The 15,421-nt window shown below is 56.3% G+C and carries 6 protein-coding genes; all 6 read left to right on the top strand.

What is annotated here, in order from left to right; genetic code table 11:
• Positions 1-65: 65 nt before the first annotated feature.
• The 6 genes from AR333_RS14545 (at position 66) to AR333_RS14520 (ending at position 15,335) form a co-directional block, all read left to right on the top strand.
• Complete coding sequence (locus AR333_RS14545; RefSeq protein WP_253735864.1) at positions 66-929, top strand: CPBP family intramembrane glutamic endopeptidase; 864 nt, start codon at positions 66-68, stop codon at positions 927-929.
• A gap of 3 nt (positions 930-932) precedes the next feature.
• Positions 933-1,742 carry a CPBP family intramembrane glutamic endopeptidase gene (locus tag AR333_RS14540; RefSeq protein WP_068776053.1) on the top strand — a complete coding sequence of 270 codons (810 nt, stop codon included), beginning with the start codon at positions 933-935 and terminating at the stop codon, positions 1,740-1,742.
• Positions 1,739-2,542 (top strand): CPBP family intramembrane glutamic endopeptidase, encoded by an 804-nt coding sequence (locus tag AR333_RS14535; protein WP_068776052.1) that lies wholly within the window; start codon positions 1,739-1,741, stop codon positions 2,540-2,542. The genes AR333_RS14540 and AR333_RS14535 overlap by 4 nt, the downstream gene beginning before the upstream one ends.
• Before the next feature lie 13 nt (positions 2,543-2,555).
• Complete coding sequence (locus tag AR333_RS14530) at positions 2,556-12,827, top strand: non-ribosomal peptide synthetase (RefSeq protein ID WP_068776051.1); 10,272 nt, start codon at positions 2,556-2,558, stop codon at positions 12,825-12,827.
• Positions 12,828-12,860: 33 nt separating this feature from the next.
• Positions 12,861-13,832 (top strand): hypothetical protein, encoded by a 972-nt coding sequence (locus AR333_RS14525; RefSeq protein ID WP_068776050.1) that lies wholly within the window; start codon positions 12,861-12,863, stop codon positions 13,830-13,832.
• A 114-nt stretch (positions 13,833-13,946) separates the two neighbouring features.
• The gene (locus tag AR333_RS14520; protein WP_068776049.1) at positions 13,947-15,335 is read left to right on the top strand and encodes a M20/M25/M40 family metallo-hydrolase; all 1,389 of its coding nucleotides are present in this window, start codon (positions 13,947-13,949) and stop codon (positions 15,333-15,335) included.
• Positions 15,336-15,421 lie beyond the last annotated feature (86 nt).

Raw genomic sequence — 15,421 nt, 5'->3', positions numbered from 1 at the left:
AGTCGGGTAGTGCCTGACCTGAGAATACATCTGACGAAGGAGAAAGGAGCTTTCCTGTGAAAAAAATGTTGACCACGATAGGGAATATCGCACTTTATCTCGGGGTCTTTTATGCGCTGCTCTATCTGCTTCGATCTACTTACAATTACGAAGTGACGCTGTCCTTCGCCAAGTTTCTGGATCGCAACCCGGCCATGTTTATGGTCGTTCTGTTCACGCTGATTACGCTTGTTTACATGCTCGTCTTTCTTATCAAAGGATGGATTTGGCCCCATGCGGAAAAAAATCTGTTCCGAGCATCGGGCTTCAAACGGCTGAGCGCCTCGCGTGTCTTGTTGATGATTGGCCTGGGTCTTGCCGCAAGCGTGTTCAGCATCGGGCTTATCGTTATTGACGATGTTGCGCAGCAGTTCCCGTCCATTCCCGCGCTTGTCAACGATCTGATCAGGGGGGATTCGATCTGGTACGTCATTCTGGGCGCCGGTTTGATCGGCCCGGCATTTGAAGAAATATTATTCAGGGGCCTTATTTTCAACGAGCTTCGCAGAGTTATGCCGGTATATGTGGCCTTGGTGCTGCAAGCAGCGGCTTATGCCTACTTCCAGCCGAGCGCGGTGCTTTCGGTCATCAGCATCGGTTCGGGCCTGATTTACGGATCGCTGTATTTGCGCACCGGATCGCTGTGGGCGCCTATTCTGGTACAGAATACGGCCATGAGCACAATCTTTTTATTTAAATACATCGGGTTCTACGAATGGTTTGACAAGCTGGGCGATACTTCGCTTTACATCATTACAGCACTCTGTCTGGCTGCATTGATTGGAGGCTCCGTCTATGTCTGGCGGACCTCCGGCAACGGCGGCATCGGCGCACGCGCCGGCCAAGCGCTGACGGCTGACACGCCGTCGGCAGCACAAAAGGGGGTCTGACGCATGACGGCGTGGAGAATGATGCTGGCTCGCGTGGCCGTTGTTATCGGCCTGTATTTTGCATGGTTTTTTACCGTTACGACATTATTTTTCGATTATGTATACCCCAGAAGTACGTGGTTTGAACAGAACACGGTAACCGTTATTATTTTGAACGATATGGTAGGTTTGCCGCTCATGCTGCTGGCCTGGAAGTTTATATTCAAAGAAAATTTGTTTAAAGCGGCCCAATTCCGCGTAATGGGGGGCAAATCGGTGGCGATCGCTTTATGGATCGGACTTGGAGCCGGGCTGTTTACAGTCGCTTTCTCCCGGCTTCCGGCCATCGCATCGGACAAGTACCAGTTCCGCGAATTGTTTGATTACCTGAACCGCGCGGAATGGTATGTGTTTCTGATCTTCCTGATCCTAGGAAATATTTACAAGGAGACGTTGTTCAGAGGCATTCTGATGAATGAGTTCAGACGTGTGCTCCCGGTTTGGATCGCAATTGTGATTCAGGGCGTGTTGTACGGGGCGTTGTTTTTTTTCGGAGACATTCCGTTGTCGCTGTATGGTTTTCTCGGCGCCGTTATATTTGCGCTCTTGTATGTCTGGTTTAAATCCATCTGGGCGCCGATTGCCGCGCAAGTCGCCTGTCAGGGCAGCCAGTACTTGCTTTGGCATTACGGGCCGGAGACGACCGACGTTACCGTCATGTCCGCCTGGATGGCTGTAGCGGCCATCATGATTGCGATTGGCATATTCCTTGCGTTCAAGCATCGCTCTTCGATCTTGACGCCGCTGTCTTCCAAGGCGGTGACGTCGGCGTGAAGGGAGTACGGATAGCGGGAAATACAGTCTTATATTTGATCATATATGCGGCGATTGTGATGCTTGTCAATCAAGCGCTCTACAACTGGGTCGGCGATCCCGGGCTGAAAGACTGGATCCAAGGCAATTCCGGCATAGTGCTGATTGTATCTAATATCATCGTGCTTGCCGTCTATCTTCTGCTGCTTCACTGGCAAAAAATTTCGCTCAAGGACTTGGGGGTTGTTCCTGTGCGCGGCGGAACGTTGCTGCTTTCCGCAGGGACGGGCGTCTGGCTCGGTTTGTTTATCGCCGCGTTCACCCGTCTTCCGTGGATAAAAGCCAACTTTCCTGCATTTTCGGATCTGGTCGCTTTTGTCACCGGCGGCAGCTTGATGATTTTTGTGCTCGGCAGCTTACTGCTGGGGTCTTTGCTGGAGGAATGGCTTTTTAGAGGAATGCTGTTCCATACTCTGCGTCAACGTCTTTCCGTTCCGTGGACGGTTCTGCTCCAGGCCGTATTATTCGGCGCTGTATTTATGAATATGACGATTGGGGCATTTGCAGCGCTGGGCGCAATCGTATACGGTGCCGTTCGCGCCGGCTCGCATTCGCTTTGGGGGTCACTTGCGGCCCATGTGTGCAGTACAGGCACCTTGTATATCGTGCTGCAATGGGCGGGCGATTGGCAGTCCGGTACGCTTGGATTATTAGCCCTGATCAGCGGACTCGGCATCGTCGCGCATGTATTGCTGCTGCTGCGCGGGAGCGGCGGAAGGGCTGAAAAAGAACAGTTCGTCAGCGATTCCATTACTAGCTAGGGGGAAGGGCGCCATGTTTCAACTGGATTTGCTGGATACCAAAAAAGACACATCCGGACGGAAGGGGCAAAGCGGGGGCTCCGTCTCCAATGTTTCTCTCAAAGATATTGCGATTGTCGGGATATCCGCCAAGCTGCCGCGCGCAGATACGCACGAAGCCTTCTGGGAACTTCTACGGAGCGGCAAGGACCTCGTAGGCGGGTTTCCGGATTCCCGCAAGGAGGAATTGAAGCCGTATTTGCGCCGCATGGAGGCACAATACGGCTCCGTTTCCTTTTTCGACGGGGCGTATATCGAAGACATTTCAGGTTTTGACTATTCTTATTTCCGGCTTTCGCCCAAGGAAGCCTCGCTGATGAGTCCGGCGCAGCGCCTGTTCCTGCAAACAGCCTGGGGCGCGCTTGAGAATTCGGGGTATGGCGGAGATGCACTGCATGGTTCGCGCACCGGCGTCTTTGTCGGCTACAACGCGGACGCGCTGCATGATTACAAGCGAATCATCGAATCGCTGGACCCGGATGCCTTGTCCATGGCGGCGCCCGGCAATTTGAGCTCCATGATACCGAGCCGGATTTCGTATTTGCTTAACTTGCGCGGACCGGCGATCAGCGTGGACACCGCCTGCTCTTCCTCGCTGGTAGCGGTCCATCTGGCATGCCAATCGATCCGCAGCGGCGAATGCGAGGCGGCGATTGCCGGCAGCGTCAAAATTAACGTGCTGCCGCTGGATACGGGCATACGGCTTGGCATCGAGTCAAGCGACAACCGGGCCAGAACGTTCGACGACTCGGCGGACGGAACAGGCATCGGCGACGGCGTGATTGCGCTGCTGCTCAAGCCGTTGTCCCGCGCGCAGGAGGATGGCGATCCTATATATGCCGTCATCAAAGGCAGCGCGATGAATCAGGACGGCAGCTCGGTCGGCATTACCGCTCCGAACGCCCTCGCTCAGGAGGACGTCATTGCGCGGGCTTGGCAGGATGCGGACATTGATCCCGAGACGGTGACGTATATGGAAGCGCACGGCACGGGAACCTCGCTGGGCGATCCGATCGAAATCGACGGGCTGACACGCGCTTTTCGGAGATATACCGATAAACGGCAATTTTGCGCCATTGGCTCGCTGAAAACAAATATCGGCCATCTCGATCATGCCGCCGGCATTGCGGGGTTGCTCAAGTCGATCTTGTCGCTTGTCCACAAGCAGCTTCCGCCGACTCTTCATTACCGCTCGCCGAACCGAAACATTTCGTTTGTGGATTCGCCCGTTTATGTCAATGACGAATTGACGCCATGGGTGACGGACGGTGAAGCAAGAAGATGTGGAGTAAGTGCGTTCGGCATGAGCGGGACCAATTGCCATGTTGTACTGGAGGAGGCTCCCCCCGGCATGCCTTCGGGTCGTTCGGACAGAGCAGAGCTGTTCTGCCTGTCCGCGCACAGCATGACGGCGCTGGAGCGCCTCGTGCTGCTGATGCGGGATTGGGCTCTGCAGCATCGCGGCGATGAGAGCAGCAGCCTGGCCGACCTTTGCTATACCTTGGCCGTCGGCCGGGGAGCCCATCGGTATCGTCTGGCGATTACGGTAAGCGGCTGGGAAGAGCTTGCCGAGACCTTGCGTGCCGTAGCCGAAAGCGGCCTTACCGGCCTTACGCTGCCGAACGTCCGTTTCGGGACGGTCGATTCGGATACGGCCGGGAATATACGGCAGCAACCCGTTTTAAACGAACGAGAAATGGGAGTGCAGGAGCTGGGCCAACGTTACGTGGGAGGATATGAGATCGATTGGAAGGCGGTATACCGGGACCGGGGACAACGCCGCCAACGGCTGCCGCTTCCGACGTATCCGTTCGATTCTCACCGTTGCTGGGTGGAGGATGCGATCGCCGGAGCGGCGCTTCATACGCCATTTGCGGCCTGGAGCGGGTATTCTCTCGTTGGAGATATTCCCGAAGAGCTTGGACAAGAAATGAACGAGACGTTTGCCAGATGGCAAGCCGCGCTGGAGCAGAGCGGCGGGAAGACGAGTCAGCGCCGCCGCGGCGTTGCATTAACCGGGGAGCGCTCCGGTCTGAAATGGGAGCAGCATGCCGCTGATGCCTGGGGAGAGCTGCTCGGTTATGACGAATTGCCTGCGAATGCGGGGTTTTATGAACTAGGCGGAGATTCCATTATTGCGCTCAAAATTGTAAACCGGCTCAGCGAGCTTGCGGGCGTCCGCATTCAAGTGGCGGATTTGCTGAGGCATGCGGATCTGCCTTCGTTCACGGCGCTGATCGAGCGGAGGCTCAGGGAAAGCGGCGCAGCGACAGCACAAAGAACGAACGCTGGACACGATGAACAAGGGGCGGCTGCCGGGAACGGCGGCCATGAGGCGAACATCGGTCATGACGGGCAAGCGGCAGATGGTGACTGTGACGGAACAAGATCGGACGGCGAATATGTCGGGCCGTTGACAGGCCAAGCGTCCGAATCTTTGTCCGGCGATACGATGGAGCCGATTCCAAAGGCGGCTCCGCAAGAGCATTATCCGGTTTCATCGCCGCAGAAGCGCATGTATTTGCAGCAGCAGGCGATGCCGGATGATCGCAGCTACAATTTACCCGAATCCCTGCACTTGGACGGGGCTGTTGATGCTGACCGGCTGGAGGCCGTCCTGCAAACCATCATAGAGCGTCACGAGACGCTTCGCACCACCTTTCAAGTCATCGACGGAGAAATCAGGCAGCGCATTCACGCCTCCGTTCCTTTCCGCCTGATTCGCATGGAGGCGGATGAAGCGGAAGCGGACGGCGTGCTGCGAAGCTTGTTCCGGCCGTTCAGGCTCGATACGGCTCCGCTGCTCCGCGCAGTCTTGCTGACACTGGGGCCGGAGCGCCATGTGCTGTTTCTTGATATGCATCATATTGCATCCGATGGCATGTCGGCGGGCATTCTTTTGTCTGACCTGATGACTTTATATCAGGGAGATTCGTTGCCGCCGCTGACGCTGCAATACAAGGATTATGCGGTATGGCAGGAGAGTAGGCCGCTCTGCGGCAACGCCGAACGGTATTGGCGCGAGCAATGCCTGGGAGACTGGCCGCTGCTTACGCTTCCGGCCGATGCCCCGCGTCCGCCCGTCAAAAGCAATCGTGGCGAAACGTTCGACGTATACGTCGAGGCCAGTTTGACGGCGGCTGTGCGCAGTCTCGCAGCCGAATCGGGCGCGACACCCTTTATGGTGCTGTTATCGGCGTACTACACTTTCCTCGCCCACTATACAGGGGCCGAGGACATTGCCATCGGCACGCCGATTGCGGGACGAAACAGGCGCGAGCTGGAAGCGATCGCGGGCATGTTCACCGGCACACTTGCGCTGCGCGCATATCCGCGCGCCGACAAACCGTTCAGAGCCTTTTTGTCCGAAGTGAAAGAGATAGCGACTGGGGCTTACGCCCACGCCGATTATCCATTCGAGGAAATCGCGCAATGGATAGACAGAAGGGACGCCAGCCGGAGTCCGCTGTTTGACACGATGTTCATCATGCAAAACTTGAGTATTCCAAACGCTTCCTCTGCGGGATTGTCGTATCGTCACCACCGCTTTGAGCATGGCACGGCCAAATACGATTTGATGATTCAGGCTGTGGAAGATGGCGCGGAATTGCGGCTTGTCGTGGAATATAATACTGATTTGTTTCGGCGGGCCACAGCCGAGCGGTTCATGCGGCATTATGTGCAGCTGCTGCGCAGCGTGACGCTCCGTCCCGACGCCGCACTCGGCGCAGCGGAGATGTTGACGGAAGAGGAGCGCCTGCAAATATTGGCGCTGGGGAGACGCGATGCGGACTTTCCGCCGCCGCGCTGTCTGCATGAATGCTTCAAGGAACAAGCGGAGGCCGTTCCGGGCCTCCCGGCCGTATCTTGCCGCGGTGAATCCATGACCTATCGGGAGCTGGATCGCCGCACCGATGCGCTGGCGCGAACCTTGCGCACCAAAGGTGTGGGACGCGGCAGCGTAGTCGGCATCATGGCGGAGCGCTCCATTCCGATGCTAACCGCTATGCTTGCCGTTATGAAAGCCGGAGGCGCTTATATGCCTGTAGATCCGCATTATCCCGGGGAGCGCATCCGCTATATGCTCGAAGACAGCGGCGCGGAGCTGGTATTCACGGACGGCGCGCGTACCGGAGCCGCGGCTGTCGTGCCGGCCTCCTTACAGGTGCTGGACATTGCGGATGAAACGTTGTTCTCCAGTGTAGACGATTCCGCTTCGGTATGGCCGCAGGATGCCGGCGATCCGATGTATGTCATCTATACTTCCGGTTCTACGGGTCAGCCGAAAGGAGTCATTGTACCGCACCGCAGCTTTTACAATTTCGGACATTCGTTCAAGACGTTATTCGATGGGCAATATGGGGAGAGAGACAGATGCCTCAGCCTGACCAACATATCGTTTGACGTTAGCGTAGCGGAGCTGTTTATGCCGCTTATGTTCGGGGCTTGCACAGTCCTTTACCCGGAGCCGAAATTGCTTGATCCGCGGCGAATTGCCGAGGTGATTGCGGAGGAGCGGATTACATTCGCTTATTTGCCGCCGTCTTTGCTGAAAGAGGTTGCGCGGATTTTGGAGCAATCGGCCCCTGAGATTACACTAAACAAAATGCTCGTTGGGGTAGAGCCGATTAAAGACGAAACGCTGGAGCTTTATACGAAGCTTAATCCCGAGATTCGGATTATTAACGGTTACGGCCCGACGGAGGCGACAGTTTGCTCCAATATGTACGCATACAAGCCGGGCGCTTATCTCGGCGGCTATGTGCCGATTGGGAGACCGATGCACAATGTCGAAATTTATATATTCGGTTATGGCGGCCAGCTTGCCCCTATGAGTGCGGCCGGGGAGCTGTATATTGCAGGCAGCGGCCTTGCCGACGGTTATGTGAACAAGCCGGATATGACAGCCGAGCGCTTTTTACCGCATCCTTACCACGAGGGCCGCTTCATGTATCGCACCGGCGATATTGCAAAGTGGTTGCCGGACGGCAACGTGATGTATGTGGACCGGGCGGACCAACAGGTAAAAATTAGAGGCGTGCGGATTGAGATGAACGAGGTTCGCTCGCAATTGATTTCCCTCCCCGAGGTGGAGGATGCGGTTGTGGTTGTCCACGAGCAGTCAAACGGCGACAAGGAGCTGTGCGCTTATGTAGTCGCTTCGGACAAGATCCCTTCGCGGGAATGGCGAAGAAAACTGAAAGAAAAGCTTCCGGAGGCCATGATTCCGGCTTATATCGCGGCTATTGACGCGATACCTATGACTCCGAACGGGAAAGTGGACCGGAGTGCCTTACCGGAGCTGGATTTCGGGCTTCGGGAGCGGGGAAGGCCTGAACTGCCGCGAGACGAAATGGAAGAGCTCCTAGCGGCTATTTGGGAGGAAGTGCTGGGCGGTACTGCCGGACCAATCGGCATTCACGACGACTTTTTCGAGCTTGGCGGCCACTCCTTGAAGGCTGCGGTGCTGGCAGGCAAACTGCAGCAGGCGACGGGCACCGAGGTTCCGCTCAGTCTAATATTCGAGCTCACCTCCATTGCGGAAATGGCTGCCTGGCTGAAGGATCGGGACGGCGCCGCTTCAGCGGCCGAGCCGATCCCGAAGGCGGAGCGCCGTGATTGGTATCCGATGTCGCGTGCCCAGCGCCGCCAATATATGATGCAGTTGCTGGCCGGTGACGCCACAATGTATCATGTGCCGTTCGCGCTCCGCTTGCAGGGCAGACTCGATGCTGTGCGGCTGGAAGACGCGTTTACAGCGCTGATCGGCCGACACGAAATTTTGCGGACGACCTTCCATATGACAAATGATGAGTTCCGGCAAATGGTTCATCCGCCGTATGCGTTCAAGCTTGAGACGCTGGACCCTGCAGCGTTGACCAGGGACGAAACGCTGCTGGGAACACCGCCGGACGGCGCCGAAGTGACGAGGCTGATGGAAATCTTCCAGCGCCCGCTTTATCTGGACAAGCTGCCGCTGCTGCGGGCGGGGCTGCTGCGGTTGAATGAGGAAGATCATTTGCTGCTGCTGGATATCCATCACATTATTACGGACGGGGTATCTTCCGGATTACTGGTGAATGAGCTGTCACAGCTGTATGCCGGAAGAGCACTGCCCGAGCTGCGCGTGCAATACAGCGATTATGCGGTGTGGCAGGAAGCCGGATTTGCAAATGCCGATTATTCGGAGCATGAGCGGTACTGGATGGAAATTTTCGAAGGCAAGCTTTCTGTGCTGGAGTTACCGACGGATCGGCCGCGGCCGTCTTTGCCGAGCTACAAAGGACGCCGTCATACGTTCCTGCTGGACGCTCGGACAACGGCGGAGGCGCGAAAGCTGGCGCGGGAAGCGAAGACGACGCTGTATACGGTGCTGCTGGGCGCTTTTGCCGTGATGCTGGCCAAATACAGCGGGCAGTCCGAAGTGATTGTGGGCACTCCCGCCGCCGGCAGGGAGCATGCCGATACGCATAACATGATGGGCATGTTCGTCAACACACTGGCGCTGCGGACAAGGCCGCAAAGAGACAAGACGGTAGGTGCCTATATGGCGGAGCTTCATCACCACGTCATAGAGGCGCTTTCGCTCCAGACGTATCCTTTCGAGGAACTGGTCGAAGGGCTGAAGGCAGATAGCGACAGAAGCCGCAATCCTTTGTTTGACGCCATGTTTGTCTTGCAAAATATGGACAGGCCTGTAATGGAGGGAGGCGGCCTCGTCTTTGGCGAAATGCCGTTCGAGGCAGGGACAAGCAAATTCGATCTGACTCTGGAAGCGGTGGAGCGCGAAGCGGAAATCGAATTCCAACTGGAATACGCAACGGACTTGTTTCATGAGAAAACCGCGCGCCGCATGGCGGAAAGCTATACCGCACTCGTGCGGGAGATGTGCCAATCGCAGGGGCGCACGATCGGCGAGCTTGAGCTGATGAGTGAAAGCGAACGTGAACAGTTGCTGGCAATGTTGGCCGGAGGAGGTATGCCGGAACAGGCCGCGAGTAGAGAGGGGAGCAGTGGCAGGATGGAGATTCGAACTGATAAAGGCATGACGGACCGACAAGGAAACGCGGCGGCGGCTTCCGCACAAGCAACGGCGGAATGGATGGGGTTTGTACAGGAAGTCGAGCGCCAGGCGGCGCGTACGCCGGATGCGGTGGCCATTCAATTCGGCGCTGATACGGTTACGTACGCCGAGCTAAACGAACGCGCAAATCGGCTTGCCCATTCCTTGCGTGAGAAGGGTGTGGGGCCTGAGCGCATAGTTGCGCTGATGGCATCCCGCAGCCCGCTTCTGCTTGTCGCCATATTGGGTGTTCTGAAATCCGGAGGCGCGTATGTCGCCATTGATCCCGCTTACCCGAAAGAGAGGATCGACTGGATGCTTGAGGATTGCGGCGAAGCGCTTTTACTTACAGAAAAAGCATATGCGGGGGTCGTAACGAAAGCCGTCGCGAAGTGGTATCTGGACGATCCGGAGCTGTATACGGCTGACAGGGGCAATCCTGAGTTTGTCCACACACCGGACCATTTGGCGTATGTACTGTATACGTCAGGATCGACCGGGCGGCCCAAAGGAGTAATGATCGAGCATCGAGGGCTGACGCATTTCATCAGCGGCTTCCGAAATCGGATTCCGTTTGAGAAGGGCCAGAGCATCCTTGCGATGGCATCGGTCTCCTTTGATATTTTTGTCGTTGAAAATCTGCTTCCGCTCACGCTGGGTATGCGGATTGTACTCGCGAGCGAAGAGGAACGGGGCGACGCCGCTTTGCTGCAAGGTCTGATCGACGCTCACGGCGTCGATGTGCTGCAAATAACGCCATCGCGCTTTAAATGGTGGATGAATCAGCGAAACGAAACGGACGGCTTGCAAAAGCTGCGTATATTGATGATCGGGGCGGAGCCGCTGACGTCCGATGTGCTTAGCAGGCTGCGCGCCGCTACCGGAGCCAGATTGTTTAATCTGTACGGTCCGACGGAGACGACTGTGTGGACCTCGATCCGAGAAGTGACTGAGGGCGAGGACATTTCGATCGGCACGCCGATTCTAGGTTCTGTCATGATGGTACTTGACGAAGGACTGAAGCTGCAGCCGACAGGCGTAACGGGCGAAATTTGCATCGGCGGGCCGGGCGTCGGGCGCGGGTATCTCAGCCATCCCGAGTGGGATGTCGCTTTTGTGCCGAATCCGTATGCACCGGGCGAGCGCGTGTATCGCACGGGCGACCTTGGGCGCAGGCTTGAAAATGGGGAGTTTGCCTATGCGGGACGCCGCGATTTCCAGGTGAAAATCAGGGGGCACCGGATTGAAATCGGTGAAATTGAGCAGTTGCTGCTTCGCCATGAGGATGTGAAGGAAACGGTAGTCACCGCGTTTGAGGAAGAGGATGGGGAATATGCGCTTTGCGCGTATGTCGTCATGCAGAACACCGCGGCAGCGGATGCGGAGCAAGGCGGCTCCGTGCCAACCGGAAGGTTGATCGCGCAGTTGCGCGAATATCTCGGGGATAAGCTGCCTTCCTATATGGTTCCTGCCTTCATGGTCGTTCTGGATGCGATTCCGCTTACACCGACTGGCAAAATCGACAGAAGGGCGCTGCCGAAGCCGGGACCGGCCGACGCGGGCAAACGAGAGTTTGTTCCTCTATCGACGGATACCGAGCGAAAGCTGGCGGAAATTTGGAAGCAGCTGCTCGGTACGGATGCCATTGGCGCCAAGGACAGTTTTTTCGAGCTTGGCGGCCATTCCCTGAAGGCTGCGGGCTTGGTCAGCCGCATTGCGGAACGCTTTGGCATCCAAATGCCGCTGCGCGATATTTTTATGAATCCGACTCTGGAAGGTTTGGCAGCCCACCTGGACACTAGCGGAACCGTGACGGCCGCGCGCATTCCAAAGCAGCCGGACCGCGAGTATTACCCGATGTCGAGGGCGCAGCGCCGCCAATTTATGATGGGGCTGATCTCGGGTGAAGCAACGATGTACCATGTGCCGTTTGCCGTGCATATGCAAGGCAAGCTCGATGTGGAGCGGCTGGAGGAAGCTTTCCTTGTGATGATACGCCGCCATGAATCACTTAGAACGACGTTCCATCACGAGGAGGACGAGTTCCGCCAGCGCGTGCATGCGGAGCCGGTATTTACGCTGGAGCGAGGCGCCAAGCTGAGGATGGCGGCGGGCAAACTGCTCGCGGAAGGTGGAGACCAAAGATTGTTCGGCGGTATCAGCTCACTGATGGAGCGCTTTATCCGTCCGTTTGATCTCGGCAGTCTCCCGCTGTTTCGGGCCGGTTTGATTTCGCTTGGCGAGGAGCGCCATCTGCTGCTGCTGGATTTTCATCATATTATAACCGATGGTGTCTCCGTCAGCGTCTTGCTGCAGGAACTGACCACTTTGTACGGCGGCGGCGAGCTGCCGGAGCTGGACATCCAGTACCGGGATTACACAGTATGGCAAGAAGAACGGATTGGCAGCGAGGCCTATATGGGGCATGAGCGCTACTGGTTGGAGGCATTTGAAGGGGAGCTGCCGAAGCTGGAGCTCACAACGGCCATGCCAAGGCAGGAACTGCAAAACTTCGAGGGCAGTCAATTCACCTTCATACTGGATGAGGAGCTGACGCTCAAGATCAAGGCGTTTGCGCGCGAGCGCGGCACGACGTTGTATACGGTGCTGCTCGGGGCTTATTCGATGCTGTTGAGCAAATGGAGCGGTGAGGAAGATATCATTATCGGTACGCCGGTAGCGGGCCGTAATCATTCTCAGCTGGAAGGACTGCTCGGAATGTTCGTCAATACGGTTGCGATTCGCAGTTTCCCCGAATCGTACCGGACAGTTGGCGATTATTTGTCCGAGCTGCATGAGGATGTCCTTCGGGCGCTTGAGCACCAGGATTATCCGTTTGAGGATTTGGTGCAGATGCTTGGAATCGAGCAGGACCGCAGCCGTAATCCGCTGTTCGATACGATGTTTATTTTGCAAAATATTGATCGCGTCGCTTATCGTTCGGGGGGCATTGAATTCGATCCCAAAGAGTTCGATCCGGGGGTCAGTAAATTCGATCTGACTCTTGAAGCGGCGGAGCAAGACGGGAAGATCAGCTTTGCGCTGGAATATGCGACAAGCCTTTTCCAAGAAGAAACCGCCCGGGCACTAACGGATGATTACACGGCGATCATGCGCGCGCTGGTCGATAAGGGAGCAAGCCAAAAAATCAGTGCATTGCTTGCGGAAAACAAGCTTGCTTGAACCAACATTCAGAGCCTAAGGAGGCGGCGAACAATGAAGCTGTCCATGAAAAGGAAACCGTTTAACGAGTTTTGGATGAACTGCATGCTGAACCAAGCGTTTTCCATTGCAGTATCGGAAGATCCCAGCTACAAGGATGCGGCGTATTTGAACATTTACCGTTACTACCCTTGGGAGGCCGCAACGGACAAAGACTTCCGCTATCCGACAATTGACTCACTGTATTATATGGACGATCCGGCCCGATTCCCGCTGTCGCAGGTGATCCGCTATATCGAGCCCGGTCATTTCCGCAGTAAGGAGACAGTGCTGGAGGAAATCAGGGCGATGCTTACAGGTGGACGCAACTTGAGCGTAAACGTCGATTTATATGACTGGCTGCCGGGCAGCATGGCCTGGAAAAAGTTCCATTGGTATCATTATTCGCTGTTTAACGGATACGACCAGGAGCGCGGTGTCTTTTACGTCATTGACGATACGCTTGCGGGCTACGAGGAGCACGAGGTGCCGGAGGAAAGGCTGCTCAAAGCTTACGGCAACTCGGAATACAACGTGAACCCTAATTATTTGGGACCCGCTTTCTACGTCTATAACCTTCAAGAGAAGGTTCAGCCCTACGAGTTAAAACTGGCTGAAGTGGTGGAAAATGCTGAGAGGCTGGCGAGGGAGCTTGGCGAGTTCTCAGTAGAGGGCATGTGGAATGTAGACTCCGACCCGGAGAAGAAGCAAGCACATTTGACCTATGGACTTGTCGGCGTCAACATCATTTGCAATCGTCATATCGCCAACATGCTGCTGCTCCGCTCCTTGCAGGAGAAGAGGCTGATCGGTGAAGCGCTGCATGAATCGCTGTCCGTTCAGCTTGGCGCAGTGAGGAACGGATGGGATCTGGTGAAGGACCGCTTTGTAACGGGGGACTTCGAACGCGGCAGAGAGCTGGCACTGGCGGACGATTTGTTCGCGAAGGAAAAAGCGTTCTGGACCACGCTTGTCGCAGGCGCGTAAAGGCGTTACGTCAATTTCCTGTCTGCGCGATGAGTTCGGCCTGTGCAGCTTGCCAGGCGATTGTATTGCCGACCGATCCTACGCGGGCATTTCATTATAGGAAGGAGCGGGGTCATGGGTATCCGGCTGGCCAGTGACGAATGGGAACAGGAAGGAGTCGGGCGCACTGCGAAGCTGCCGTCTCCCGTTGAGATTTTACAGGCATTGATCCAATTCAATACAACAAATCCGCCGGGCGAGGAAGCCGCATGTATCATGTATATCCGGCAACTGCTTGAGGATGCGGGCATTGAGACGCGGATCCTTGCGCTTGATCCGGACCGGCCCAATCTGCTGGCCAGGATAAAGGGCAGCGGTGAGGCACCGCCGCTGCTGCTGTACGGGCATGTCGACGTCGTTGGCGTCGATATGCAGGCCTGGAGCCGTGACCCGTTTGGAGGCGACATTGAGGGAGGCTTCGTCTGGGGGCGGGGCGCTCTTGATATGAAAGGCGGCGTTGCGATGCTCGTATCGGCTTTCCTCCGCGCACATGTCCGCAAGCTACCGCTGCGCGGCGACCTCATTCTGGCGATTGTCAGCGACGAGGAAGCAGGGGGCGAATACGGGGCTTCCTTCCTCGTAGAGCGGCATGCCGATTATTTTGCGGGCGTAAAGTATGCGCTCGGTGAATTCGGCGGCTTCTCGTTTCATGCGCTGGGGAAAACCTTTTATCCGATTATGGTGGCGGAGAAGCAGTTATGTTGGCTCAAAGCGACGATTCGAGGAGAGGGAGGCCACGGCTCCATGGGTAAGTCAGAAGCTGACTGCATGGAGCAATTGGGGAACATGCTTCAATCTCTTAGCAGAAATAAGCTGCCGATATGTGCGACCCCGGCAGCCCGGTTGATGATTGAAGGCATGTCCGCCGCGTTGCCGCTGCTGCCGGCGCTGCTGCTGAAAGGGCTGCTGCATCAACGGCTCAGCGGCTTCATCCTGAAGCTGCTGGGGAAAAAAGGCGAAACGTTCGCCCCGCTTCTGCGTAACACGGTCAGCGCGACCGTCGTTCGCGGCGGCGAGAAAATCAACGTTCATCCAAGCGAAATTACGGTTGAGCTGGATGGCCGAACGCTGCCGGGCGTCACTCCGCAGCAATTTATGGACGAACTGAGACGATTCGCGATTAATGATTCGATCGGGCTGGAAGTGCTGCGCTATGACCCCTGCGCCGCATCTCCCGACATGGGGATGTTCGGTTTGTTGTCCGATGTGCTGAAAGAAGCGGATAAGGAGGGCGTTCCCGTGCCGATGCTGCTGCCCGGAGGAACCGATGGAAGATTGTTTGCGAGGCTCGGCATTCAAACCTACGGTTTCCTGCCAATGCTTCTGCCTAAGGACATGCAGTTCACCAAACTGATTCATGCAGCGGATGAACGCATTCCTGTAGAAGCGATCGGGTTCGGAACAGATGCGATTTACCAGGTACTGGAGCGGTATGGAGAACAGCCGCTGTCATCGGATGGTTAGTGCAGCTTGCCATGCACATGATGTTACCGTTGACCCATGCAAGGAACATGCAAGTTGTGCATAGAAAAAAAGCGCAAGTTCAGGCC

The organism is Paenibacillus sp. FJAT-26967, assembly GCF_001541095.1.
GTDB lineage: Bacteria > Bacillota > Bacilli > Paenibacillales > NBRC-103111 > Paenibacillus_F.
Note: the sequence above shows the minus strand (reverse complement) of the source record. Positions and strands in the feature narration are given on the sequence as shown.